This is a genomic window from Acinetobacter sp. YH12135 (assembly GCF_013418565.1).
Lineage (GTDB): Bacteria > Pseudomonadota > Gammaproteobacteria > Pseudomonadales > Moraxellaceae > Acinetobacter > Acinetobacter towneri.
Window position 1 is genome coordinate 23,895 of the sequence record NZ_VPBU01000008.1, and the last position, 26,719, is coordinate 50,613.

Genomic DNA, 26,719 nt, shown 5'->3' on the forward strand with positions numbered 1-26,719 from the left:
AGCTAAAATTTTTAACAGCTTTCCCTTGTAAAACTCAGTTTGACCCCAATTTCAGACTTCAGTTAAGTTTTAAATAGAATTCCGTGAGGAGCATCGCCAGACATGGCTAAACGTGATTATTATGAGGTTTTGGGCGTCTCTAAAACCGCTAGTGATGATGAAATTAAAAAAGCCTACCGTAAGTTGGCGATGAAATATCATCCAGACCGTAACCCGGACAATCCTGAAGCTGAAGAGAAGTTTAAAGAAGCTTCAGAAGCGTATGAAGTTCTGTCAGACAGCGAAAAACGCAGCATGTACGACCGTATGGGCCATCAAGCCTTTGAAGGTGGTATGGGCGGTGGTGCTGGCGGCTTCGGTGGTTTCAGTGCGGAAGATATTTTCAGCCAGTTTGGAGATATTTTCGGTGGAGCCTTTGGTGGGGGGGGGCGTGGCCAGCAACGTCAACGCCGTGGTTCAGACTTACGCTATGTGATGGAATTGACGCTTGAAGAAGCAGTCAAAGGCGTTAAGAAAACCATCACCTTTACAGCACCTGCGCCATGTGAAGCTTGTGATGGTAAAGGCTCAGAAAATCCAAATGATGTTGAAACCTGTCCAACCTGTCATGGTGCGGGTCAAGTACGCATGCAGCAAGGTTTCTTCTCGGTACAGCAAACCTGTAGCACTTGTCGTGGTCAGGGCAAAATTATCAAGAACCCATGTAAAAAATGTCATGGTTCGGGTGTGTCAGATCGTCAGCAAACCCTTGAGGTGACCATTCCTGCTGGCGTGGACAATGGCGACCGCGTACGCTTAACAGGTAAAGGTGAAGCCATTCGTGATGGTCAATCGGGCGACCTATATGTAGAAGTGGTGGTGCGTGAGCACGAAATCTTCCAGCGTGATGGTGCTGATCTGTATATGGATGTGCCTGTTAGCATTGCCGATGCTGCTTTAGGTAAGGAAATTGAAATTCCTACTCTAGATGGTCGCGTGAGCCTGAAAGTACCTGAGGGAACACAAACGGGTAAATTGTTCCGTTTGCGTGGTAAAGGGGTAAAACCTGTGCGTACCAGTATGCAGGGCGATTTACTCTGCCGTATTGTGGTGGAAACACCTGTGAATTTAACTGCACGTCAGCGTGAATTGTTAAAAGAATTACAGACGACGATGGAAGGTGAGGGCAGTCAGTCATCACCAAAGAAGAAGTCTTTCTTTGATCGTTTGTTTGATTAAGGAAAATTAGATTAGGTATGTCGAAGCGCAACCTGATCTAAACTCAAAAAATAAAGGCGATCTTGAAGATCGCCTTTGTTGTATCTGCTGTACTCTTATTCGACTTCAGGTACATCAATCTCTAAAACATCCACCATTTCAGTGGTTGCTGTTTCAACGGTAGTTTGTGGTTGAGCGCTTGCAACAACCCCATGTTCTGCTGCTGTTTCTTCAAGTTCAGGTGTATCAACTTCCACCGCAAGCGGTTCTTGTAGTGTCACGCTAATACGGACTTTAGACAGGCTTTCAAGCGTATCACCTTCTTGAAGTGCAGGCTCTGCAAATACGGATGCTGTGCTCATGCCCAACAATAATGCCAATACAATTTTCTTCGAATGCATGTAAATCCCCTTTAATTTTTGCAGTTGTTATCATTCGTGCAGGCTAGTCTGCGCATACAAGTTTGCAAATTTGTGAAATAAAATAAAAAATGAGTATTTTGAGATAAATTTTTAGCATCGCTTCGATAAAAGTTTGCCTGAGGTGTGTAAAGTGACCATCAGCAGTACAGCTCGGCTTGCTTTCGGATAAAAATAAACCCAAAAACTTGGCAGACAAATTTAGTCTAGGCAGCGAGTTTTGCTATAGTAAGCACAATTTAGAATCTATTTTAGGAATATGCTATGTCAGCAACTCCACGCATTGGTGTATTAGGCGCAGGCGGCCGTATGGGCCGCATCTTAATTCAAGCCGTTCAAGAAGCGGGCTACCAATTGGCAGCTGCAGTCGAACGCCCAGAAAGCAGTCTCTTGGGGGCAGATGCGGGAGAGCTGGCAGGTGTGGGTACACTCGGTGTGAAAGTCGTGGGCAGCCTAGAACAAGTATTAGCTGACTGTGATGTCGTAATCGACTTTACCGCACCAGCCGCCACTGCACAGCACTTAAAGCTTTGTCGTGAAGCAGGCGTGGCGATTGTGATTGGCACCACAGGCATGAATGATGAACAAAAAGCACTCTTAGAAGAATCGGCTCAACAGACGCCTGTGGTATATGCCGCCAACTATTCAGTAGGGGTAAACGTATCTATTAAACTGTTGGAATTGGCAGCCAAAGTCTTTGGTGATAGCGTAGATATTGAAGTGATTGAAGCACACCATCGTCACAAAGTTGATGCACCATCAGGCACGGCATTGATGATGGGCGAGGCCATTGCAGCAACCTTAGGTCGTGATTTAAAACACGATGCTGTTTACTGCCGCGAAGGACACACAGGGCCACGTGAACGTAAAAGTATTGGTTTCCAAACCATTCGTGGTGGCGACATTGTGGGTGAACATACTGCGATGTTTATTGCAGATGGCGAGCGTGTGGAAATTACCCACAAAGCCACCAACCGCATGAACTTTGCTGCAGGTGCCGTGCGTGCAGCAGCGTGGGTAGTCGGACGCGAAGCGCGTAAATACGATATGAAAGATGTTCTTGGATTTAACGATATTCAGGTTTAAAAATTGCGCAGGAATCCGAAATAGATAAAAATTACTTGAACAATTTTCAATCTGCCGCTAAAACTAGGGTCTGATGTCATGGATGATGACGCATCAGACCCCACATAAAACTAAAATAAGATGCAAAATAAAATGAAAAAATCTCTGCTGATGCTTGGGTTAAGCACCTGTATTTGTGCGGCCTCTGCACAAAATATTGAACATGCCAAACTGAGTATTCATAAAAACAATATTAAAGTCTGGACCTATCAACCGCAGTCTAGCCCTGTATTTTTGTATAAGGCCGAAACCACCTTTAATGTACCTTTAGAAAAAGCCTCTGCCTTAATTTTAGATGTTGATCATGCCGTGAAATGGGTGCCTTATGTGGGCAGTGTCAAAGTCTTGTCACGTGATGACCAAAAAGGTGAGTTCTTGTTGTATATGGTGCTGGATTTTCCATTTCCCTTGAAAGACCGAGATTTGGTGGTTAAAGGAAAAATGAGCAAAGATGCACAGGGAGTCATCAGTATTCAAAATACAGCCATTGAAGGCGGCTATCCGCTGAATCCTGACTATGTGCGTATTCGTCAGTATGAGGGAGATTGGACATTTCAGAAATTGGGCAATCAGAAAGTCAAAGTCAGCACTTATGGCTATGCTAACCCTGAAGGTGCCATTCCTTTAAGCTTTGTGAATATGTTTGTGCAGCAACAACCCTATCAAATGTTGCAAAAGATGAAAATTGAATTGGGTAAAAACCGTAATTATAAGGGGTTGCCTGAAATTTTACGTTAAGTTAAGTGTGTAGGCTTTAGAATATAATGCAAAATAAAATGGATGAAACCCATGCAGATTTCATCCATTTTTTATTTTACAGATTGCTAAAGTGTGTGCGGTAATTTACTAGACTTAGTAAGAAAATAGCCCTTTTTCTAAAGGAAACTCAATACCAATAGACGCACCGCCATCATTGCCGTGAATATCTGAATCGCTAATCCAGCCATTCAGTTTAAGTGGAATATCTGGGCGTAAATAGTGTGTCCAAGTCAAATCCAAAGCTTTTAACTGATCTTTTTCTGGGAAAGCTTTATTGGTTTCGCCTCTCGCTGGTCGATTAGCCGCCTGATCAAATTTGGCAAACAGCAAACGTGCATTCACGCGGTTCATACGATCAAAACGAATATCACCACCGACTGAAATCATTTGTCCATCACCGCCAATAGCATGCGCTAAAGGATAGCCATGTTGGTAGAAACCGTCAGTATAGGTGCTGTGATTATAAGTGATACCTTGTGCTGTACCGTTGGTACGGGTATCAGCCCATTCGGTATAGAGTTGGAACGGCATATTCTGATAACTTGATGAATAATCTACCCCAGCCAAATACATTTTTTTTGAAGGTAAGCCACCTGCTTCATCTTCACCTGCGTATTGTGCATAGACGCCCATTGGTACTTGTACCAATGGCTGTAGGTTCAAACGCGCATCAAAGCCTGCCACTTGGTTGGATGGGTTAGGAGTATCTCCATACACATTATCTTTACCAATTACCGCATCCCAGAATGAGTCAAAACTTTCAGGTCGACCTTCACCCCCCCATTGAAAGGCACGTGAAGCACCCAATTCCAAATAAGGCAGCGGTTGTGCTGTGACACGTAACCCAATCAATTTGGCATCGGGTACAGCATCATAATCATGCAACTGACCTGCAAAGGCCTGATATTGCCATGGACCAATCCATGACAGCCATTTGTTGCTGAAGGCTTGTTGTTCGGCACGTTGCATGGTTACGCCGTAAACTGGGCGGCTAGCATCGCCACGAATTAAACTACCGTCATGTGCAGGCCCCCAGTAGGTTGGAATTTGCCCAGCAATGAGCCATTGATTCCAAAGCTTGGCTGCAATATAGGAACCTTCAACATTGACATCTTGATCGTTATCAATTTGTGGGTCTTTTTCTGCATTGACTCGAATTTTAGCATCCCAGTTTTGATTGCCTGCATTGAGTTCCAAACCTGCTTGATATTGCGTTTTTTGTTGGTCGCCAAAGGCCTGTGGAATATTTTTTTGATCAGTTTCTGCAAAAAGAGAGGCTTTGAGCAGTTGGTTATTGGCATTTAAATGTGCCACTACCGCATCTATTACTTTTTGTTGATTGTTGTTGCTGATTTTGGCTTGAGAAAGTGCACGTTGAATTTCATCACTACTCATAGGCCAAGTTGAAGTACTAATTTGAATCACGCCTTGCTGATTTAGCCAGTTTAAATCGGTACGTAAGTTTTGGTCATTTAAGACAATGCCTTGGGCAAAGGTGAAGGAGGAGCTTAATGCCAGTGTCGCCAACAGCGCTTTGGGTGGAAACATGCTTATATATTCTCAGCGTTTATAAACTGTAACCAAGATAGGTTTTTGAGTGGATTTTTGCAATGTGAATTGTTGAGTATTGTTGTAAATTTCAACAGAAAATTCTTCTGTAAAAAAGGGGGGAGCTTAGCACGAGCATAAACTTTGTAATGGAGCTCATCCCTGAGCAAGAGTTTAAGCACAGCTTTAAACTCTTGCGTAAGAAAGGAAGCTTAGGAGGGATTTTAACGTTGGTGGCTTTTGCTATATAGCTCATCTTTGACAAAGAGGGAAGCCTAGCAAAAGGGCGGTTGAGTAAATAGTTTAATCCTCATCCTTATTAGCTTTATAGGCATAAGCATAGTTATAACCATAGCTGCCACCCGCTTCACGTTGAATATCATTCAAAATAAAGCCGTTTACTTTAACACCAGCTTGTTCAAAGCGGTTGACAGTCATTTCAAGCTCTTTCATTTGAGTTTTGCCGTAACGTGCCACAACCAAATTAACACCCGCATATTGTGAAATAATAATCCCATCGGTGACCGCAAGAACTGGCGGGGTATCAATCAGAATATGGTCAAACTGACTCGACAAGTGCGTGAGCATATCTGCAAATTTTTGCGTACTTAACAATTCTGACGGATTAGCAGGGCTTTTGCCGCGACTGATGATGCTTAAATTTTCAACTTCAGTACTGCGTACAATATTGCCTAACTCGTGTTGACCATTTAAATATTCAGCCAAACCAGGTTGCACATCATAGTTAAAATATTTGTGCATATAACCGCGACGTAAATCGGCATCAATCAATAATACGCGCTTATCACTTTGCGCCAAAATAGTCGCTAAGTTAGTTGAAATAAACGATTTACCCAACTCTGGTGCAGGGCCAGAAATCATAATGATATTGTTTTTGGCACTGCTTAAAGCAAAGTGAATAGCAGTACGCATGCTGCGCAGGCTTTCAATGGCAATATCATCACTGTGTTTCACCGCAAGAATAGGAATATTCTTTTTCTTTTTCAGAATATTAATACGGCTTTCTTGCGCAGGTGATCGTGGCACAGTGGCATAAACAGGTAAATCAAGTTCATTTTCAATTTTATTGGAGTCTTTAATACCTGAGCGCAACATATTACGCAGTAAGGCCAACAATGTACCCAGAAAACCACCTACAAAAATAGCAAGTACTAATATGATGAGCTTTTTAGGTTTAATTGGTTTTACAGGTTCAATTGCAGTATCAATAATGCGTACATTACCAATTTCACCTGCATTGGCAATTTTGAGTTGTTGATAGCTATTCAATAACGCAGTGTATAACTCAGCATTTACTTTAACATCCCGGTGCAGTTGTAAGTACAGTCGCTGGGTTTCAGGTAAACGCTTAATGGATTGAGTCATTTCTGAAGTTTTTTTGTTAATTTCAGAAAGTTGAGCGTTAATTGCTGACATTAATGGGTGGTCAGGCGTATATTTTGAAGAGAGTTCTGCTTGTTGCTGTTGTAGTTGGATTTTTAATTTTTCAAGCTCAACATTCTGCTTTAGCATTAACTCCGCTTCTTGTGTTACATCAATTGTGTTATATTGTTCTCGGAAACGGTTAAATTTAATTTCAGAGTCTTCGAGTTGTTGTTTTAACTCAGGCAGTTGCTTTTCAAGGAAGCTCAATGTTTGAGCCGATTCCAGTGATTTACGTTCAATATTTTGTGCTTGGTAAATATTTAAGATGTGGTTAAGTACTTGTGTGATATGTTCTTTATCTTCACCATTGTAGTTAAGACCAATCACACCAGAGTTTTTACCTCTTTCCGCTACGCCGTAATCTTTTTTAATCCATTGTACGGCTGAAGGCATAGATAATTTAGTGACTGAAAAATCATGTGATATAGGGTTTTTCGCATAAATTTGAATTTTCCATACACCTTTCTGATCTAGGCTTTGATTGATCGCATTTAACTTGCCTTTAAACACTACATCTTTTTTATAAGACAGGCTAAACTCTTGTCCATTGATAAAGTTTAGTGTGAGTTTTTTATCTAGATAAAAATTAGGCACATCAAAAGATTGAATAACAAATATATTTTTTTTATCTTGCCATGTCACAACATTATTTTTATAGATAACTTTGCTTTGAACTGTGTTGAGCAAACGATACGTCAGGCTACTTTGTTCATCGGTGATACGAATATCTAGCTTTAAGTCTTGTATGGTTTGTCCGAGCACTTTGCGCGAGTTTAAGATTTCAATTTCCGCATCTGCAGCTGACTTTCCACCCATTCCACCTGGTAGTGCGCTTCCTAAATTCCCTAAAAGAGCTGCGGCACCAGCACCTTTAGCGTCCTCAACCTGAATCATAGCATCCGTTGAGTAGACATTTGGCGTTACTTTTAAGTAAAGGAGAGCGAAAACGAGGCTAAGGAGTGTACATAGAGCAATGAGCTTCCATTGCGACAGCAAAGAAAAGAATAATTCTTTTAAGTCAATGGTATCGTCTTGAGGTGTGCTATTCGAATTCATGAAATAAAACTGCTAAAAATTAAAAATGGGATTGCCAGTCAGAAACGTATTTTTGAATGTTGCGACAAGTTTCATCAAAAAAAGTTTGATCATGTTGATAAGGATCGGGCACATTTTGATTTTGCCAATGCCCCAAACGAAAAACCTTTCCTTTGGCAAAAGACCAAGTTTGCTCAAGATGTTTTTTTTGATTATTACTCATGACTAAAATTAAATCTGATTTTTTAATCATTTCGGCAGTAATTTGTCTAGCAATGTGTGGACGCATATCAATATTCAGTTGATCCATACAGTGAATAGCTTTTGCATCTGCTGAATGCCCAGACATTGCAGAGAGACCTGCAGACTCAATATTTAAATTGGGATGATTGTTTTTTAGAAAATATTCAGCCATGGGACTACGACATATATTTCCAATGCATACAACTAAAACATTTTGAATTTGCATGCTATTTACCTAACTGGTCAAATGTGTAAAGTGCACTCGAGAAAGGCACAATTTGATTCATGATACGTTGCCAACGTGTAAGCCCCGTTGCATCGATATATACAATATCATTTTTTTGCATCTGAAATTGATTGGCTAAAGCTAAATTGCCTAAGCTGCTTAAGTTCAAATGATAAATTGTAGAGGTTTTAGTATTTAAATCTGTACGCATCACAAAAATACGTGCAGCACTTGCAGAATAAGGGTTAACACCTTCACTTTCACCCAATACATCACTTAAGGTCATGCCTTGATCACGTAAAGTAAGTGCTTGGCTTTTATTTGACTCACCCATAACGTATAACTTTTGATTTTGTTTTGCATTTACAAAAATTGTGTCATTGGGTTGAATAAGTAAGTTGTGCAAGGACAACCCTTGCTTTTCTAATTCTACAGCATTTAAGTGATAGGTTTGCCCTTGTCGGATCAGTTGAATATTGGTGTTATCACCTGTTTCAGTATTTACGCCACCTGCTTGTCCCAAAGCTGTATAAATACTGATAGGTTGGTCATTTAATGTGTACTGACCACTACGCATGACTTGACCATTTACAAAATAGCGTCGGCCTTCGTAAGAAAGAACGCGCACAACTACATCTGGGTGTTTTAAATAGCGCGAAAATTGTGAGCGTAAATATTGGTTGGTTTCAGCCAGTGTTTTGCCAGCAACTTTGACTTGTCCAAGTAGAGGTAAGTATACATTGCCATTTGGGTCAATAGGATAGCCAGCTGCTTTGATATTACTAATATCTTGGATAGGTGGTGTAATCTCAGGGTAAGCCCAAAGCTGAATTGAAAGTACATCACCTGCGGTTAAACGGTAAATGTGTTGCTTATTGTTAAATAAATGATAGGTTGAATTTGCACTCTGAATATTATTGAGCAAGAGGCTAGGTAAATTGTCTTGTGTTAGCTGAACGACCGTTAGTTGGGCGCCTTGGTCTGTTTGATACGCACCTTGTGTAGGTAGGTCATATGTTTGTAAGCCAGAGGTCACAGCACAGCCAGTGGCGGCAATGCCACATGCCATTAAAACAGCCAGTTGAAAGTGTCGCACGCGAGATTCCATTTTTAATTTATTAAAATATTTAAATCAATTCCCGCCATTTTACCGAACTTGTCAAATAGGTACATAGCAATTTGTAATCATTTTGCAGATTCTGTCAAATTCCTTGCGAAAAAAAATGATAAAAATCGCAAATTGTGAATTTAATCTAAATTAAAAAGTTGAATAGTCACAAAAACTATACACTGATGCGTCTTTCAACTAATTTGAGCACAAATCATAATAGAAATTTCATAAATTTCTGCTAGTATTCTCGCCGAAAGATTCATTCTTCATAAAATACAGATATAAATTTAAAGGCGCTCAAATGCTACAGCTTTCAGACCTAAAAATTGCCATTATTGGTTTAGGCTATGTCGGGTTACCCCTAGCGGTTGAATTCGGTAAGCAGTTGCCTGTGGTGGGTTTTGATATTCAGCAAAAACGCATACAAGAATTACAAAGTGGGCATGATCATACCTTAGAAGTGTCGTCAGAAGAACTTAAACAAGCGACGCAATTGACTTATTCTGCTCATTTAGATGATCTACGCAGCTGTAATTTTTTTATTGTGACTGTCCCAACCCCAATTGATGAGTTTAAACAACCCGATTTGACCCCGCTTATTAAAGCCTCTACCAGTATTGCGAAATTACTTAAAAAAGGCGATGTGGTGGTGTATGAGTCTACCGTGTATCCTGGTGCTACCGAAGAAGTCTGTATTCCAGTTTTGGAACAAGTGTCTGGATTAAAATTCAATCAGGATTTTTTTGCAGGCTATAGCCCAGAACGGATTAACCCAGGCGATAAGCTGCATCGTGTGACCAATATTTTAAAAGTGACTTCGGGTTCTACCCCAGAAGTTGCAGACTTTGTTGATGCAGTCTATCAACTGATTGTGACTGCAGGTACACATAAAGCACCGAGTATAAAAGTGGCTGAAGCAGCGAAGGTCATTGAAAATACCCAACGGGATGTGAACATTGCTTTAATTAATGAATTAGCCGTGATCTTTAATAAGTTGGGTATTGATACTGAAGCCGTGTTGCAGGCTGCGGGAACCAAGTGGAATTTTTTACCTTTCCGTCCAGGTTTAGTCGGTGGACACTGTATTGGGGTAGACCCGTATTATTTAACCCATAAAGCCCAATCTTTAGGCTTGCATCCAGAAATTATTTTAGCGGCACGTCGTTTAAATGACCGTATGGGTGAGTATGTTGCAACACAATTGATTAAAGAGATGGTGAAGCAGCGTATACAAGTGGTCGGTTCAAAAATTTTAGTGATGGGCTTGAGTTTTAAAGAAAACTGTCCTGATATTCGCAATACTAAAATTGTAGATATGGTCAAAGCTTTAAAAGAATATGATTTAGATTTAGATATTTATGACCCGTGGGTAGATCCGTTAGACGCTGCAAAGGAATATGGTATAGACCCTGTTTCTAGTTTGGCGAACGCTAAATATGATGCCATTGTTTTAGCAGTTGCGCATGATCAATTTAAACAGATGTCTATAGATGAATTTAAAGCATTGGCAAAAGAAAAATATGTTTTATACGATTTAAAATACATTCTAAATCAGTTAGATGTGGATATTCGACTGTAAGTATGTATAAGTTAATTGTAAGATCAGCTAAAGATCCTAGAATAAAAAATTCTATTTGGATGATGTCTGAAAAGCTCATTGCTATATTTGGATTAATTTTCGTAACTTCATTCGTAGCAAAATATATTGGTCCTGAGAACTTTGGTAAATTGACTTTCGTTGGCTCCATATTTGCGATTTTACAAACGTTATCCTTGATGGGAACAGAGAACATTATTTTTCAAAAAACAGCCAAGAATCGTAAAATTGGAGAAAATATAATTTATGCCTCCAAAAGGTTAAGAGATTATATTTATGGTTCACTTTCAATAATTACTTTAGGTGGATTGTATTTTTATACAGATCGTTTAACCTTTATTTTTGGTATATCAACTTGTATTGCAATTTATTTTGCTGTACATGATGTTTATAGTATTTATTTTAATGCAATTCTCGAATCAAAGATAAATGCATATTGTAATATCACAGCGCTAATCATTTCATTAAGTGTGCGCTATTTAATTGTTTTATTTCAACTTCCGATTGAAACACTCGGTATTCCCATTATTTTACTAACACTAATACCATTTTTATTAAGAAAATATCTTTATACGAAAAAAAAACTGTCTGTTGGCATCATGCTGCCATATGCTATAAAAAGATATAGACAGTATACTTTTGCAGTCGGTCAAAAGCTCTTATTGTATTCACTTTCGGTTGCAATTTTTACTAAAACGGCACAGCTCTTCCTAGGTTTAGAGTCACAATTTGATCTTGGTATTTATACTGTAGCTATGACATTAGGTAACAGTTTTTACTTTGTTCTTCTCGCAATTATTTCATCTTATTTTACTGGAATCTATCAAGAGGAGAGCTTAGAAAAAAGTCAAAATAATGTTGCGCAACTTTATATGGTAGTGGTGGTTATTTCTTTGTTTGTCACACTAGGGTTATATCTTTTTGGACCTTGGGTTGTAAGCGTACTTTATGGCGTTGAATTTATTCGGGTTACTGAGATTTTGTGGCTAGCAGGTTTGGTAACCTTGTTCTCAGGACTGTCTACAATTGCAGAAAAATATTTGATTAAGTTCAATGCATATGAATATTTGAAACGGAAGACATTTATACTTGTGTTCTTTAATGTAATATTGACTTTTTTAATGGTCAAGTTGTATGGGTTATACGGTGGTATCTATGCCATTTTAACGACAGAAATCTTATCGGTGACCCTATTTAATTATTTTTTTAGAAATGGACTTATTTGGGATACTCAAAAAAGAATGTTCCTACCATCTACTTATTTGAAGCGGTAACAGTATGCTTTTAAGTTTAATTATCCCTATTTACAATGTTGAAAAATATATTGAAGAATGTTTGGAAAGTGTTTGTAAGCAACTTAAACCAGATATGCCAGTTGAAATAATTTTAGTTAATGATGGTACGCCTGATAGATCTATGACTTTAGCTCATAATTGTATTTTTGATAAACATCCTCATCTTGAGGATCATTTTATTTTTATTAATCAAGAAAATCAAGGCCAAAGTGTTGCTAGAAATAATGCATTAAAAATAGCAAAGGGTGAGTATGTGGGTTTTTTGGATTCAGACGATTATTTGTTACCAAACTATTTTTACGAATTAATGAAAGTTATAAATAAAAAAAAAGTAGAAATAATTCATTTTAATGCTAAACAGTATAATGAAGAGCAAGGTTATATTGAGGATATTTATTTTGTTAAACAGAGTAAAATTGCGATTAATGATGAATTTTATAGGGAGAATTTATTCTTACAGTCTTGCTGGTATCCTTGGTTAAGAGTTATAAAGAAAGATATTCTAATTAAATTTGATTTTGATATTAATGTATATATGGAAGACAAGCTGTATTTTCCAGAAATTTATTATTATACAGATGGTTTGGAAATTTTTGAAATGCGAAAAGAAATTATTTGCTATAGGCATCGGAATGGTAGCTCAATTAGAAGCGGTTATCCTGAACCTCTTTTAAATGGGATTGACTTGGGTATAAAGAAATTTATACCAACAAATAAAAGTCCGCTTTATTCTATTATTTATAATCAATTTTTATCTCAAAAAATATCCATAATGATAGATAGAGGGCAAAGTTTATCTGAAGTCTATTTATTTGTTGCTGGTGAATTAAAAAATATTAAACTAAATTATAGAGTAAGCTATAAGATTTTTTTATTAAAGTATTTTCCTTTTATCTATTTAATTCTATTAAAATTAAGAAAGAAGTGGGGGTGATAGGATATGGCTTTTAAGAACAATAAAATAATAGCAACTCTAGTTTTTGTTACATTTAATGTTGCTTGTATCTTATTTTATTTTCTAGGAATTTATAATGAGTTAAATGACAGCTTGTATCATAAGTATTGCGAGTTTTTGTATATACTTAACTTTGCTTTAATTCCCTTTTTATTTTACATTTATAGAGTAAAAATATTTTCACCCCAAGGCTTGTTTTATATATCAAGTTGTTTGTTTGCTTTAGGTAGAGTTTTTTTAAGTTTTTTTGGTTTATATCGAGATTACTATGAATTGTATTGGGGGCAGCTTTTTTATTTTAATAATTTAGATTTTTTTGAGAGTTTAATTTTTTGGCAATTATCGTTATCTTCTTTTATATTAGGTAGCTTGATTTTTTCTACTCGGTTAGAGTTTAATATACAATTAAGCAACTTGAATTATAAAAAAACATTTTATATTTTAAACTTTTTAAGTGCAACTATACTTTTTATTATATGGTTTCCAATATCCTATGAAATGATTTCAATGTTTATGGTAGCTGGTTATGAAGGGTTGTATACAGGTCAAGCAGAGTATAGTTTTGGCACTCAACGTATAGCAAGCTTACTTCTCCCTATAATGATAGCGTCTGCTGTTTTATGCAATAATAAGAGAGTTTTATATTTTTCTCTATTTATCCTTTTCTTATATATATTAGTAAATCTATTTGTTGGTCAAAGAGCACTTTTATTTGTTTGGGTACTAATTGGTCTATGGATGTATAATTTAATAACTAAAAGAGATTTACCTATTTTTAAAATTTCATTATTGGGTATTTCTTTAATGATTTTCGCACAATTTTTAGAAAGCTTTAGAGGGGGGGGGGATTTTGGCTTAGAAAATCCTCTATCAAAATTTATTTATGTACAAAGTCTAACTTATATGCTCCCTTCAATAGTAAATAGTTTAAATACAGAATGGCCGACATTAGCATATGTAACAATGTTTTTTCCTATAACAGGTTTGTTTTCATCTTTAGGTTTAGTAATAGGAAGTCAAAACTATAATTCAGGCGCTTTTTTTGCTTATACATTAAATAGCTCTTTATTTGATGCTGGTTTTGGTTTGGGGTGGTCAGTTTTTTTAGACTTATATATTTTAAGTGGTCGTAATTATTTATTATTAAGTTTTTTTTCTTTTATATTAGGGTTGATTTTCTGTTATTTAATAGAAAAATCCAAGAAAAATTTATTGTTTTTTTATATTTTATTATCTTCACTGCCTGCTTTTATGTTTGCACCAAGAAGCTTGATGTATTCTATTAGTTCAAGTTTAATTTATTCATTTTCCTGCTTTATGCTTGTATTTATTTTTGTTATTGCTTTTAAGAAGAGATAGTTGAATGAGTTTTGATCATCCTTTAATTAGTGTTTTGATTCCAGTTTATAATGTTGAAAATTTTGTTGAAGAAGCAGTTCTTTCAATGTGTAATCAAACATATAAAAATATAGAAATAATAGTGGTAGATGACTGTTCTACAGATAATACATATAATATAGTTTCTGAATTAAGTGCTAATGATCCAAGAATTCGACTTTATAAAAATGATAAAAACTCAAAAATAGTAAAAACTTTAAATTTCGCATTAGAACAGGCGAAAGGAGAATTTATTGCCAGAATGGATGGTGACGATATAAGTGCGCCAGAAAGACTAGAAAAACAGTTAGAATTTTTGTTAAAAAATCCTCAATATTATTTAGTTGGTTGTCATGTTTCTATTATAGATACTAATAATAAAGTTATTGGTAAACAAGTGATGCCGATCAATGATAATATTATTAATAAAACAATAAAGTATACTTCGCCAGTTTTACATATTTGGTTAGCTAAAAGAGAAGTTTATAATCAATTGAATGGCTATAGAGATATTCCTGGTGCTGAAGACTATGATTTTTTATTAAGAATGCATTCATTAGGTTTGCTTTTTGCTAATCTAGATAGTTATGAATATTCAGTTCGCATTCGTGAAGGGAATACTACTTCTACAATTGGTTTTAATCAGAGGTTAATGTCAAATTATGTGGTTGATCTGTATACGATGCGGCTTAAAAATGGTAAAGATGATTTTAGTGAATTGAATGTTTCACAATATTTAGAAAAATATTCTAAATATAAAGCGGATTTTGATCAGTCAAATATTTTTTTGAAATCTGCATTTATTGCAAAAGCTGATAAAAAATTTTTAAAAATGTTATTTTTTATAGGCTTATGCATCATGAAATCTAGATTTCAATTACAATATCTTTTAAAGCGATTAGTTTTTAAAATAGTTTCGATAGGCTAGGTTATGAAAATTCTTTTTTTAATTAATTCTTTAAAGAGTAAATCAGGAACTGAACGTGTTGCCATTGAGCTGGCAAACAAATTATCTTTTATTGCTAATTATGATGTTACTCTCTTGAACAGAGAGTCTATTAAAAGTAATACAGCTTATCCTGTGTCTGATAATGTAAATGTAGTGACGATATCAGGTAATTTTCTTGAATTTTATAAAAAATTAAAGATACATGTTTCTCTTCATTTGTATGACATGGTGATTGTACATAATATGGGTAAGTTATCTTTATTATGTGCTCTTTTACCTAAAATCAAAAAATTAGTTACATTAGAGCATGTGTCTTTTGTTAGTAGACCTAAAAAAGTTCAAATCTTAAGTAAATTTTTTTACAAGTGGGTCGATCAGGTTGTTACCTTAACCCAGAAAGATAAAGAGCAATTTGATAAGTTTCATTCTAAAGTCATTGTTATTCCCAACTTTTCACCATTTCCTATTGTTCCAAAATCTACCTTTAGCAGTAAACAAATTGTAACGATAGGTCGCTTAACTGATCAGAAAAATTATCTTCATTTATTGAAAGCTTGGAAAAAAATATATCAAATGATACCAGAGTGGCACCTTAATATTTATGGTGAAGGTGAGCATAAAAAAATGCTAGAAGATTATATTAAGCAGAACTCTCTACAGCAGGTTATCTTGAAAGGAAGCACATCAAATGTAGAAGATGTGTATAGGAACTCAGATTTTTTTGTAATGTCTTCTAAGTATGAGGGTTTGCCTATGGTTTTAGTAGAGGCGCAGAGTTTTGGTTTGCCTATTATCTCTTATAATTGTCCATTTGGTCCTGCAGATATTGTTCAAAATGATGTAAACGGATTTTTAGTTGAGGATCAGAATATTCAAGAACTATCTGATGCAATTTTAACACTAGCTATGTCTCCAGAAGTACTTATTTCATTCTCTGAAAAAAGTCTTGTAAAAGCACAAGAATTTCAATCCGATCGAATTATAAAGCTTTGGAGTGAAAATGTTTTTAAAAAATAATTTTATAATATTTTTTTTTGCTATAATTTAGTTAATTAAATACTTTTATTTTATTGATTAGAGTTCTTGGTGTTTTTAATAGTTAATGATTTTTTGAAGGGTAATTTGAAGTGAATTCTATTTTTTTTTCTATAATTATGCCTGCATATAATGCAGAAAAATTCATATCAGATGCTATTAAAAGTGTTTTGTCACAAACATATAAAAATTTTGAACTTATCATAATTGATGATTGCTCTCTTGATCAAACTGTAAAAGTGGTTCAAAATTTTATAGCACAAGATAAAAGAGTTAATCTCTTAAAAAAACAGAAAAATCAAGGTGTTGCAGAAGCTCGAAATACAGGTCTAAACTATGCAAAAGGTGACTTTGTCGCATTTCTAGATTCTGATGATAAATGGGTAGAAGATAAGTTAGAAAAGCAATTAGCAGTTTTGAAAGAAAGAAATGATGTTGACGTTGTATATGGTTCTTATTATAGATTTAATAGTGATGGAGTTGAAAATGTAGTAAAGATTCCTAACTTACTAGATAAAAAAGACTTATTAAAAGGTAATCCAATAGGTAATTTAACCGCTATCTATAATTTTAAAAAATATCCAGAAATCCGGCAAAAAAATATTGGTCACGAAGATTATTTATTTTGGCTAGAAATTTTTAACTCTAGCCCAGATGTAAAAGGCATAGGTATTCAGGAACCTATAGCTTATTATAGAGTGGCTGAAAATGGTAAGAATTTGTCCGGAAATAAGTTGAAAGCAGCGAGGTGGACATGGAATATCTATAGAAAGCACTTAAAAATAAATTTCATAAGTTCACTATTTTATTTTTCTATTTATATATTTAGAGCTGCAATGAAGAGAGTTTGAATTTTGAAAATTCTAATAACAGGGGCGACTGGTTTTGTAGGTCAATCTTTAGTAAAAAACGTTAGTAAATCATATGAGGTTATAGCTCTAATTCGTGCTCGAAGTAGTTTACTTGCTTCAAGAGTTCAACAGATTGTTGGTAAAAATATTTTCCAAGCAGATTTTCCCGATAATATAGACGTTATTATTCATTTGGCAGGCCGTGCTCATATTCTAAATGAACAAACAACAGATCCATTGAGCGAATTTCGCAAGGTGAATGTAGAAGGTACTTTGCAATTAGCGCGTCTGGCTTTAGACAAAAAAGTAAAACGTTTCATATTTATGAGTTCTATCGGTGTGAATGGTTCAGTTACTTCAGAAAAGGCTTTTACAGAAGATGCTTTGCCACAGCCTCATGCAGATTATGCGGTTTCCAAATCAGAGGCTGAGCAAGAGCTTAAAAAGCTATTTGCGGGATCAGCCACAGAGTTAGTCATTATTCGTCCACCTTTAGTTTATGCCGCTCATGCACCAGGTAACTTTGCTCGGTTACTCAAACTAGTTGCGAGTAATTTACCTTTACCTTTTGCAGGCACAAACAATAAACGCAGCTTTGTTGCACTTGAAAATTTGGTAGACTTTATTCAAACCTGTATTGAACATCCAAATGCAGCCAATCAAACATTTTTAGTAGCAGATCAATTTAGTATTTCTACGCGTGAGCTGGTGCAATATTTAAAGCAGGGCATGGGAAAACCTGCACGTTTCATTTATATTCCGCAACCGCTTATGAAATTAGGTGCTGCATGTATTGGCAAATCCAAACTCTATGAGCAGTTGTTTGAGTCACTAGAAGTCGATACGACTAAAGCTCAGAAGTTGCTGGGTTGGACAGCGCCATTGAGTACCCAGCAAGCGATGCTGCAAACGGGTCAAAATTATTTAAAAATGAAAGAGTAATTTACGCATGTCAATTTTTGCACTGAGCATCGTATTTTTTATACTGACATTACTATTCACAGGCTACATGCGTCATTATGCCATCAAGAAAAATATAATAGACAACCCCAATGAACGAAGCTCCCACAGTGTACCCACGCCACGTGGAGGTGGTGTTGCGGTGGTGTGTAGCTACTTGTTGGCGCTGGCGGTGTTAATCTATAGCCAACAATTGACCGTACATATTGGCTTAACTCTTATGGCAGCAGGTTTTGTCATCGCTTTACTTGGTTTTTTAGATGACCATGGACATATTAACTCCATGCTGCGTTTAGCCGTACATTTTTTGGTAGCAATAGGTGTGGTCATCAGTTTGGGAGGCTTTAGCAAAGTTACAGCTTTTAATGGTCTGCAACTTGGCTTTATCGCCAATATTATTGCAGTATTATTTTTGGTATGGTTGCTCAATCTATACAACTTTATGGATGGGATTAATGGCATTGCCAGTGTCGAAGCAATTACCACTGTTGTCAGTATGGCAATTTTGTATTATGTACTCAATAGCACATTAAACTCAGACATATTGTGGTTATTGGCAGCCTGCGTATTTGGCTTTTTACTGTGGAACTTTCCCAAAGCTAAAATTTTCATGGGTGATGCCTGTAGCGGATTTCTCGGTCTCACTTTGGGAATTTTGGCGCTCATCGCACTAAAAGAAAACTTGGCACTGTTTTGTGCGTGGATCATTTGCTTAGGTGTGTTTGTGGTCGATGCGACCTATACCCTGATAAAACGCGTATTGAGCGGCTATAAAATGTATGATGCACATCGAAGCCATAGCTATCAAATTTTATCGCGTAAATGCGGGAGTCATACCCTTGTGACGTTGGCAGTTGCCGCGATTAACCTATTGTGGTTATTTCCTGTCGCTTTTATGACGGTTACACAAGCATGGGTGTACCCTGAATTGGCAGTACTGATTGCCTATATACCATTGTTAATTGTGGCTATAAAATTTAAGGCGGGTCATCCAGATGCTTAATAAACCCAGCTTGTTAATTTTAGGTGCAGGGGGATACGGTTTGGCCGTTGCAGAAGCTGCAGAACTGAGTGGACAATGGCAAGAGATTATGTTTGCCGATGATCGTTGGCCTGCAACACAGCATGTGGCGGAATATAACATTGTGACAAATATTGCCAATTTAAATCAGTTGCAGAATACGCATCTTCAAGCGATTGTGGCAGTAGGTAATAATACATTACGTCAGCAATGGCAACAGACCTTGCGAGCCTTGGGTATAGAATTGACTTCGGTGATTCATCCTAAAACAGTTGTGAGTCCAACAGCTGATATCGGTCTAGGGGTCAGTGTGATGGCAGGGTGTATCATTAGTCGTAAAACTGTGATCAACGATGGTGTAATTTTAAATATTGGTACATTATTGGATCATGACGTGGTCATTGGGGAATTTGCTCATTTAAGCGTGGGGGTAAAAGTCGCAGGTGATCAAACTATCGCTGCACATTCATTTTTAGAGGTTGGAACCTGTATTCTGCATTAAAGTAATACGGTGTTTTAAAATTCAAATATTAATAATTGTATATTTATGAAATCCATTATCGAACCTGCTGTAGAATCCCCCCGCTTAGTCAAACTTGCATTTTTAATGGTGCTGGACTTTTGTGTATTTCCTGTCTTGCTGTGGCTATGTTATGCCATCCGCCAGTTTGATTTAGGCGCAGAAGTGGTGCCCAACTTGGCTTTTGGTTCGGTATGGGCAAGTGTGATTGCCGTTGTATCGCTGTTTATTTTTGGGGTATATCGCTTTATTGTGCGCACCTACAGCGAACTGTTTATGGTCAAATTGGGGTTGGGCACTTCATTGACTGTGGCAGGGTTGTATGCGCTGGCTTACTTTACCGATGCCTTTATTCCCACTTCTATTCCGCTCATGTTCGGATTTCTCATGTTCGCATGGGTTTGGTTTAGCCGCGGTTTTATTCGCTTTATCGTGCGTTCTTATTTACAAGCCGATGTACAAAAAAAACGTGTGGCGATTTATGGTGCAGGCAATGCAGGACAGCAAATTGCAGCGGCACTCTACAATTCCGATGAACACTTACCCGTGTTGTTTATTGATGATGATCCGTCACTCACTGGGCAGCAGTTGGGCCGTTTAAAAGTCTATAACGCAGACAGCGCATTAAAATTGTTAGCTAAAAAAAATGTCGATGAAATTCTGATTGCACTGCCTTCGGTCGGACGGATGCGTAAAAGCGAAATCGTCAAATTTTTAGAACCTGCACATATTAAAATTACCGAAATTCCAGGACTGACCAAACTGGTCGATGGTGAAATTCGCGTATCGGATATTCAGGAAGTCGATATTATTGACTTGCTCGGGCGTGACCCTGTGCCGCCTGTACCCGAACTGTTGGCTAAAAATATTCAAGACAAAATGGTCTTGGTCACAGGCGCGGGTGGTTCCATTGGTTCTGAACTGTGTCGCCAAATTGTTAAAAATAAACCCAAAGCCTTGGTGATTTATGAACTGACCGAATTTGCGTTGTATAGCATTGACAAAGAATTACGCTTAAATAGCGATGTCACGATTATCCCGATTTTAGGTTCAGTGCTAGATCAGGCCAAACTAGAGCGAGTGATGGAACAGTATAGGGTTCAAACCGTGTACCATGCGGCTGCTTACAAACACGTGCCCTTGGTAGAATGTAACCCATTGGCAGGTTTGAAAAACAACGCCATTGGTACGGCATTTAGTTTAAATGCAGCGGTCAAAACAGGTGTGGAAACATTTGTACTCATTTCTACCGATAAAGCCGTGCGTCCAACCAATGTCATGGGGGCGTCTAAACGTATGGCAGAATTGTATTGTCAGTCGATGGCAGAAGCGCAAGATCAGACCCAAATTAGCATTGTCCGCTTTGGAAATGTCTTGGGTTCATCGGGTTCGGTGGTGCCGTTGTTTAAACAGCAAATTGCCAAAGGTGGACCTATTACCGTAACTCATCCTGAAGTCACCCGTTACTTTATGACCATTCCAGAAGCCTCGCAATTGGTGATTCAGGCGGGTGCTTTAGGTCAGGGGGGCGATGTATTCCTGCTGGATATGGGGGAACCTGTACGAATTCAAGATTTAGCCCGCCAAATGATTGCCCTGAGTGGTTTAAAAGTACGTGAAACGGGCAGTCAGGAAGGTGATATTGAAATTCAATATTCAGGCTTACGCCCAGGCGAAAAACTTTACGAAGAATTGTTGATTGATGCCGATAATACCGAAGTGACCCAGCACAGTCGTATTTTGCGTTCTTATGAAAAAATGTATCCGTTGGATGAATTGCTGATGGTGTTTGAGCGTATGCATGACTTAACTGCAATTCAAAGTGATATCGACTGGGTTTTGGCACAGCTTGAACACTATGTGGATGGTTATGTTCGTGGGACAGAGATTAAGGTGAACTAAATTTCAAAAACTAAGTTGAAGTAACTCAGTTCAACTTGTTGATGAGTAAAATTTAACTAAAAAATTTGTGTGAAATTAGGTATCTGAGATGATTAAAAAAGCCATTTTACCCGTTGCTGGTTTAGGCACCCGCTTTTTACCTGCCAGTAAAGCCATTCCCAAAGAAATGGTTACTGTGGTCGATCGTCCTGCGATTGAATATGTAGTGCGCGAGGCAGTTGCAGCAGGGATTGAGCAAATTATTTTGGTGACTCATTCCTCTAAAGCCTCGATTGAAAACTACTTTGACCGTAACTTTGAGCTAGAAACCACTTTGGAACAAAAACAAAAAATGGATTTGCTCAAAGAAATTACCGAAATTTTACCTGCGCATGTAAGTGTAGTGAGTGTGCGTCAGCCACAACCTTTAGGCTTAGGGCATGCAGTTTTATGTGCTAAATCTGTAGTGGGCAATGATGCTTTTGCAGTGCTGTTACCCGATGTATTGCTTAAAGATGATGCTGCACAAAATGACTTGGCACGCATGATTCAGCGTTTTGAGCAAAGCCATGCCGCGCAGATTATGGTCGAAGCAGTGCCAGATCATCTGGTCGATCAATACGGTATTGTCGATGTAGACGCAGTACCTGCTGAAGGTGAAAGTACCGTGATGCAGGGCATTGTCGAAAAACCCGCGGTAGGCACGGCACCTTCTAATTTATCGGTGGTGGGGCGTTATGTTCTGCCTGCAGAAATTATGACTTTACTTGAAAATACCCCTAAAGGGACAGGCAATGAAATTCAATTGACCGATGCGATTGCCATGTTGCAGCAAAATAGTGTGGTGGAAGCTTACCGTATGCAAGGTCAGACTTTTGACTGTGGCAGCAAGTTGGGTTACTTAAAAGCAGTGTTGCATTATGGCCTTGATCATCCAAAATTAGGCGATGATTTTAAAGCCATGATTCAAGAGTTAAAGATTGAATCTTAAAGGTGATTAAGGGGGGAAAGATTAGAAAATCTCTCCTAGCCTCTCTTCTTACGCAAGAATTTAAAGCAGTGCTTAAACTCTTGCTCAGGGAGGAACCTTGTGAAATAAACAGCATCAAACAATACATAGGAACACATTTTGAAAGTCGCAGTCTTTGGAAAAACCCTCTATGCAGGCGTGATGTCTGCACTCTTGGCAGAATGTGGGCATCAAGTCTATTGGTGCGATATCTTTCAGGATGCTGCCCATCCACTCGAACAGCAACATCTCAGCTTTCAAGACCAAGCCTTGAGCCTGTTATTACAACAACAATGCAGCAAGGGCTTTTTACACTATTGTGATTTTGCTGCATTGCCTTTAGATGTGGATGTGTATCTACTCAGTTTGAACCCGACTGAAGAAGCTCACGCCTTAACTGTTTTGGGGCAGTTGCAACAACGTCCGATCATTCACCCTAAACTGATGATCAATGCCTCGACTTTGGGTTTAAATGGCACACAGCGCCTGCAAAAAATCTTGCCACAAGATGACTGGATTTATTTGCCCGACATGATTCAAGAGGGCAATGCCATTCAAAGTCTGACCCGTGCACAGCAACTCACGGTGGGTTGTGAAAATGAACGTGCGCAAGTCAAACTCAAAGAATTACTTCGCCCTTTATTTCCCCGTGCACAGCAATACCTGTTTATGCCTGTGTTGGATGCAGAATTTACCAAACTGAGTATTTCCGGCATGTTGGCGACCCGTATCAGTTATATCAATGACTTGGCGGTGGTGGCAGAAAAACTCGGGATTGATATTGAGCATGTACGCCAAGGCATGGCGGCAGATAGCCGTATTGGTGCATCGTATATGTATCCTGGTGCGGGGTTTGGTGGTGAAAACTTTAGCCATGATATTCAGACGCTAGCCAGTACCGTATCCACCACAGGGGTAAAAAGTCAGCTGTTGGCGCAGGTTTGGGATATTAACGAACAACAAAAAGAAATCTTGTTTAGAAAGTTGTGGAATTATTATCAGGGCGATTTAAACGGCAAAACTGTGGCTATTTGGGGCGCAGCCTTTAAAGAAAATACCGCAAGGGTGCAGCATTCTCCCATTCATGTGATGTTGCCTGCGTTGTGGGCGCAGGGTGTGACGGTCAAATTGCACGATCCGCAAGCCTTGCCTGAAATTGCAGCACAGTATGGTCAGCGTGATGATCTGATTTTATGCGCAGACCAATATCAAGCGGTAGAGGGGGCATCGGCATTATGTGTGTTGACTGCGTGGAAACAATATTGGAGTTTGGATTATCCAACTTTATTAAAGCAGATGCAGCATCCGCTGATTTTGGATGGTCGTAATATTTATGATCCTGAATTTGTGAAGGCACAAGGTTTTGCTTATATGGGAGTCGGTCGCTAATGGTTCGTACCACAACATCACAGGCAAATAATCAGCCACAGCAAACCGCCTTGCAGCAATTACAACAATTGCAACAACAGTTTCAGCAGCTGCATTTAAATCAGCTGTTTGCTCAAGATTCGCAGCGTTTTCAGCGTTTCTCGGTGGCTTTGGACAGTGTGCTGTTTGACTATAGCAAGCATCGGATTGATGCCAAGGTGTTGCAGACTCTGGTTCAGTTTGCACAGCAGAGTCAGCTTGCTGAGTGGATTGGACGTTTATTTTCAACGGCAACGGGCTCAGAGAAAATCAACTATACCGAACAGCGCGATGCGATGCATTGGGCCTTGCGTTTGCCTGCGACCAGTACAGCAGCATGCGCTTCCGAACAGACCGATGCCTACGCTGCATTGACTGAGCAAGTGCATACCCAGCTTGAGCGTATGTATGCCTTGGTGGAAAAAATCCATGCAGGCCAATACCGTGGTGCCACGGGTGAAGTGATTCAGGATGTGGTCAATATTGGTGTGGGTGGCTCAGATTTAGGCCCCTTGATGGTGACCCAAGCCTTATCTGATTTTAAAGTGGCAACTGAAAAACCACTGAATGTACATTTTGTGTCCACCATGGATGGCAGTCAGCTATCCGAATTGCTGCATCGTCTGCGTCCTGAAACCACTTTATTTATTATTTCGTCCAAGTCTTTTGGCACCATTGATACCTTATCCAATGCACAGACCGTGAAACAATGGCTAGAAAAGGCCTTGGGCACACATGCGCAAATTCTGAAACATCACTTTATTGGAGTATCCACCAAAGCCGATAAAATGACCGCTTGGGGCATTTGCCCTGAAAATCAGCTCTTGCTTTGGGATTGGGTGGGTGGTCGCTATTCTTTATGGTCGTGTATTGGCTTACCGATTGCCCTGACCATTGGCGTTGCGGGTTTTCAACGGTTTTTAGCAGGTGCACATGCGGTTGATCAGCATTTTCAAACTGCTGCATTTGATCAGAACATCCCGGTGCTGATGGGCTTGCTGGGGGTGTGGAATAATAATTTCCTGAATATTCAGACTCATGCGGTCTTGCCTTATGATGGACGTTTAAAATACTTCGCTTCGTATTTACAGCAATTAGAAATGGAATCCAATGGCAAGTCGATTCAGCGTAATGGTGAGGCTGTCAATTTGGATACCTGCCCAATTGTTTGGGGTGAGGTTGGGCCGAATGCACAGCATGCATTCTATCAATTGTTGCATCAAGGGACGCATGCGGTCAGTTGTGATTTTATTGCTCCTGTGCAGCGTTATAATGGGAATCAATTTACCTATGCTGAAAATGCTGAGGCTTTGGTGGAGCAGCATCATTTGGCCTTGTCTAACTGCTTGGCACAGTCGCGGCTTTTGGCCTTTGGTAATCAGGCTTTAGATCAGCAGGAATTAGATGGCTTAGCGGCATATAAGCAGTACAGTGGCAATCAGCCAAGTAGCAGTATTTTATTGCAAGAACTCAATCCGTATAGCTTAGGCATGTTGATTGCTTTGTATGAACACAAAGTCTTTGTACAATCGGTACTGTGGAATATCAATCCTTTTGACCAATGGGGCGTAGAAAAAGGCAAGGAAATTGCCAATCAGCTCTTGCCTATTTTAAATGGGCAGCAACAGGATTTATCGGCACTCGATGCATCGACCCAAGGTTTATTAAAAATTTTATTAGGAAAAATAGATGGCTAATATTTTAGTCACAGGCGGTGCGGGCTATATTGGTTCACATACCTGTGTCGAGTTGCTGAATGCAGGGCACAGTGTGGTGGTGCTAGATAATTTGTCCAATAGCTCGGCAGAGTCATTGGCGCGGGTGCAGCAACTGACGGGCAAAACCTTGCAGTTTATTCAGGGTGATATTCGTGATGCTGCTGCTTTGGATGCTGTGTTTGCTACACATCAAATTGATGCAGTGATTCATTTTGCAGGACTCAAAGCAGTGGGAGAAAGCCAACAAATTCCACTGAGCTATTTTGACAACAACATTGCAGGTTCAATTAGCTTGATCCAGGCGATGCAACGCGCGCATGTGTTTAAACTGGTGTTTAGTTCATCGGCTACAGTATATGATGAAGCCAATATTTCGCCGTTGAATGAAGAGATGCCAACGGGTATGCCAAGCAATAACTATGGCTATACCAAGCTGATTGTGGAACAGCTTTTACAAAAAGCAGCCCTTGCCGATGCACGTTGGTCGATTGCGCTATTGCGTTATTTTAATCCTGTGGGGGCACATAAAAGTGGCTGCATTGGCGAAGACCCACAAGGTATTCCAAATAATTTAATGCCTTATGTCACCCAAGTGGCGGTGGGACGTCGTGAAAAACTGTCAATTTTTGGGCAGGATTATGCCACGCCAGATGGTACAGGCGTGCGCGATTATATTCATGTGGTCGATTTGGCCAATGCGCATTTATGTGCCTTGAATAACCGTTTGACTGCACAGGGTTGCCGTGCTTGGAATATTGGTACAGGCAATGGGATTTCGGTGCTGCAAGTGAAGAATACTTTTGAACAGGTCAATGGTGTGCAGATTCCATTTGAGTTTGCACCACGTCGTGAAGGTGATGTGGCTACGTCTTTTGCAGATAACAGTCGTGCCGTGCAAGAACTGGGCTGGACACCACAATATGCTTTAGAGGATATGTTGGCCGATAGCTGGAACTGGCAAAAGCAGAATCCGAATGGTTATCGTCAAGATTAATCATCCTATAGACTCAGCCACAAAGTTTAGGGCATAAAAAA

At 38.6% G+C, this 26,719-nt stretch carries 23 protein-coding genes; 18 read left to right on the forward strand and 5 right to left on the reverse strand.

What is annotated here, in order from left to right; genetic code table 11:
• The first annotated feature begins 102 nt into the window (after positions 1-102).
• Complete coding sequence (dnaJ, locus tag FTU70_RS06120) at positions 103-1,218, forward strand: molecular chaperone DnaJ (RefSeq protein ID WP_004970338.1); 1,116 nt, start codon at positions 103-105, stop codon at positions 1,216-1,218.
• Positions 1,219-1,313: 95 nt separating this feature from the next.
• On the opposite strand, the gene FTU70_RS06125 is transcribed toward dnaJ, so the two are convergent.
• A complete protein-coding gene (locus FTU70_RS06125) occupies positions 1,314-1,598 on the reverse strand; it encodes a hypothetical protein (protein ID WP_180060316.1) in 285 nt (94 codons plus the stop codon).
• 282 nt (positions 1,599-1,880) lie between these two features.
• On the opposite strand from FTU70_RS06125, the gene dapB reads away from it, so the two are divergent.
• Positions 1,881-2,702, forward strand: a complete 822-nt coding sequence (gene dapB, locus FTU70_RS06130; RefSeq protein WP_070154911.1) for a 4-hydroxy-tetrahydrodipicolinate reductase — start codon at positions 1,881-1,883, stop codon at positions 2,700-2,702.
• A 132-nt stretch (positions 2,703-2,834) separates the two neighbouring features.
• Positions 2,835-3,479, forward strand: a complete 645-nt coding sequence (locus FTU70_RS06135) for an START domain-containing protein (protein WP_180060317.1) — start codon at positions 2,835-2,837, stop codon at positions 3,477-3,479.
• 114 nt (positions 3,480-3,593) lie between these two features.
• Here the strand turns inward: FTU70_RS06135 and FTU70_RS06140 are convergent, their stop codons facing one another.
• The 4 genes from FTU70_RS06140 to FTU70_RS06155 all read right to left on the reverse strand — a co-directional run bounded on the left by FTU70_RS06140 (position 3,594) and on the right by FTU70_RS06155 (position 9,067).
• Positions 3,594-5,048, reverse strand: a complete 1,455-nt coding sequence (locus FTU70_RS06140; RefSeq protein WP_180060318.1) for a capsule assembly Wzi family protein — start codon at positions 5,046-5,048, stop codon at positions 3,594-3,596.
• A 303-nt stretch (positions 5,049-5,351) separates the two neighbouring features.
• The gene (locus tag FTU70_RS06145; RefSeq protein WP_180060319.1) at positions 5,352-7,550 is read right to left on the reverse strand and encodes a polysaccharide biosynthesis tyrosine autokinase; all 2,199 of its coding nucleotides are present in this window, start codon (positions 7,548-7,550) and stop codon (positions 5,352-5,354) included.
• Between the two features lie 19 nt (positions 7,551-7,569).
• Positions 7,570-7,998, reverse strand: coding sequence for a low molecular weight protein-tyrosine-phosphatase (locus FTU70_RS06150; RefSeq protein ID WP_180060320.1), 429 nt, complete (start codon positions 7,996-7,998; stop codon positions 7,570-7,572).
• 1 nt (position 7,999) lies between these two features.
• Complete coding sequence (locus tag FTU70_RS06155; RefSeq protein ID WP_373685318.1) at positions 8,000-9,067, reverse strand: polysaccharide biosynthesis/export family protein; 1,068 nt, start codon at positions 9,065-9,067, stop codon at positions 8,000-8,002.
• Positions 9,068-9,410: 343 nt separating this feature from the next.
• Between FTU70_RS06155 and tviB the strand changes: the two genes are divergently transcribed.
• The 15 genes from tviB to galE all read left to right on the forward strand — a co-directional run bounded on the left by tviB (position 9,411) and on the right by galE (position 26,678).
• Positions 9,411-10,688, forward strand: a complete 1,278-nt coding sequence (tviB, locus tag FTU70_RS06160; RefSeq protein WP_180060322.1) for a Vi polysaccharide biosynthesis UDP-N-acetylglucosamine C-6 dehydrogenase TviB — start codon at positions 9,411-9,413, stop codon at positions 10,686-10,688.
• Positions 10,689-10,690: 2 nt separating this feature from the next.
• Positions 10,691-11,980 (forward strand): polysaccharide biosynthesis protein, encoded by a 1,290-nt coding sequence (locus FTU70_RS06165; RefSeq protein ID WP_180060323.1) that lies wholly within the window; start codon positions 10,691-10,693, stop codon positions 11,978-11,980.
• Between the two features lie 4 nt (positions 11,981-11,984).
• Positions 11,985-12,935, forward strand: coding sequence for a glycosyltransferase (locus FTU70_RS06170; protein WP_180060324.1), 951 nt, complete (start codon positions 11,985-11,987; stop codon positions 12,933-12,935).
• A 6-nt stretch (positions 12,936-12,941) separates the two neighbouring features.
• Positions 12,942-14,315, forward strand: coding sequence for an O-antigen polysaccharide polymerase Wzy (gene wzy, locus FTU70_RS06175; RefSeq protein ID WP_180060325.1), 1,374 nt, complete (start codon positions 12,942-12,944; stop codon positions 14,313-14,315).
• Positions 14,316-14,319: 4 nt separating this feature from the next.
• Positions 14,320-15,261 carry a glycosyltransferase family 2 protein gene (locus FTU70_RS06180; RefSeq protein ID WP_180060326.1) on the forward strand — a complete coding sequence of 314 codons (942 nt, stop codon included), beginning with the start codon at positions 14,320-14,322 and terminating at the stop codon, positions 15,259-15,261.
• A 3-nt stretch (positions 15,262-15,264) separates the two neighbouring features.
• On the forward strand, positions 15,265-16,299 hold the full coding sequence (locus FTU70_RS06185) for a glycosyltransferase family 4 protein (RefSeq protein ID WP_180060327.1): 1,035 nt from the start codon (positions 15,265-15,267) through the stop codon (positions 16,297-16,299).
• A gap of 110 nt (positions 16,300-16,409) precedes the next feature.
• Positions 16,410-17,168: a glycosyltransferase family 2 protein gene (locus FTU70_RS06190; protein WP_180060328.1), complete on the forward strand. Its 759-nt coding sequence runs from the start codon at positions 16,410-16,412 to the stop codon at positions 17,166-17,168.
• 3 nt (positions 17,169-17,171) lie between these two features.
• Positions 17,172-18,110 carry an NAD-dependent epimerase/dehydratase family protein gene (locus FTU70_RS06195; RefSeq protein ID WP_180060329.1) on the forward strand — a complete coding sequence of 313 codons (939 nt, stop codon included), beginning with the start codon at positions 17,172-17,174 and terminating at the stop codon, positions 18,108-18,110.
• A gap of 7 nt (positions 18,111-18,117) precedes the next feature.
• Complete coding sequence (locus FTU70_RS06200; RefSeq protein WP_180060330.1) at positions 18,118-19,131, forward strand: glycosyltransferase family 4 protein; 1,014 nt, start codon at positions 18,118-18,120, stop codon at positions 19,129-19,131.
• Positions 19,124-19,651, forward strand: coding sequence for an acetyltransferase (locus FTU70_RS06205; RefSeq protein ID WP_180060331.1), 528 nt, complete (start codon positions 19,124-19,126; stop codon positions 19,649-19,651). Before FTU70_RS06200 ends, FTU70_RS06205 begins: the two co-directional genes overlap by 8 nt.
• A 45-nt stretch (positions 19,652-19,696) precedes the next feature.
• Positions 19,697-21,571: a nucleoside-diphosphate sugar epimerase/dehydratase gene (locus tag FTU70_RS06210; RefSeq protein WP_180060332.1), complete on the forward strand. Its 1,875-nt coding sequence runs from the start codon at positions 19,697-19,699 to the stop codon at positions 21,569-21,571.
• Between the two features lie 88 nt (positions 21,572-21,659).
• The gene (gene galU, locus FTU70_RS06215; protein ID WP_180060333.1) at positions 21,660-22,541 is read left to right on the forward strand and encodes a UTP--glucose-1-phosphate uridylyltransferase GalU; all 882 of its coding nucleotides are present in this window, start codon (positions 21,660-21,662) and stop codon (positions 22,539-22,541) included.
• Positions 22,542-22,679: 138 nt separating this feature from the next.
• Positions 22,680-23,948: a nucleotide sugar dehydrogenase gene (locus tag FTU70_RS06220; protein ID WP_180060334.1), complete on the forward strand. Its 1,269-nt coding sequence runs from the start codon at positions 22,680-22,682 to the stop codon at positions 23,946-23,948.
• Positions 23,948-25,663 (forward strand): glucose-6-phosphate isomerase, encoded by a 1,716-nt coding sequence (gene pgi, locus FTU70_RS06225; protein WP_180060335.1) that lies wholly within the window; start codon positions 23,948-23,950, stop codon positions 25,661-25,663. Before FTU70_RS06220 ends, pgi begins: the two co-directional genes overlap by 1 nt.
• Positions 25,656-26,678, forward strand: a complete 1,023-nt coding sequence (galE, locus tag FTU70_RS06230; protein ID WP_180060336.1) for a UDP-glucose 4-epimerase GalE — start codon at positions 25,656-25,658, stop codon at positions 26,676-26,678. Before pgi ends, galE begins: the two co-directional genes overlap by 8 nt.
• Positions 26,679-26,719: the final 41 nt, after the last annotated feature.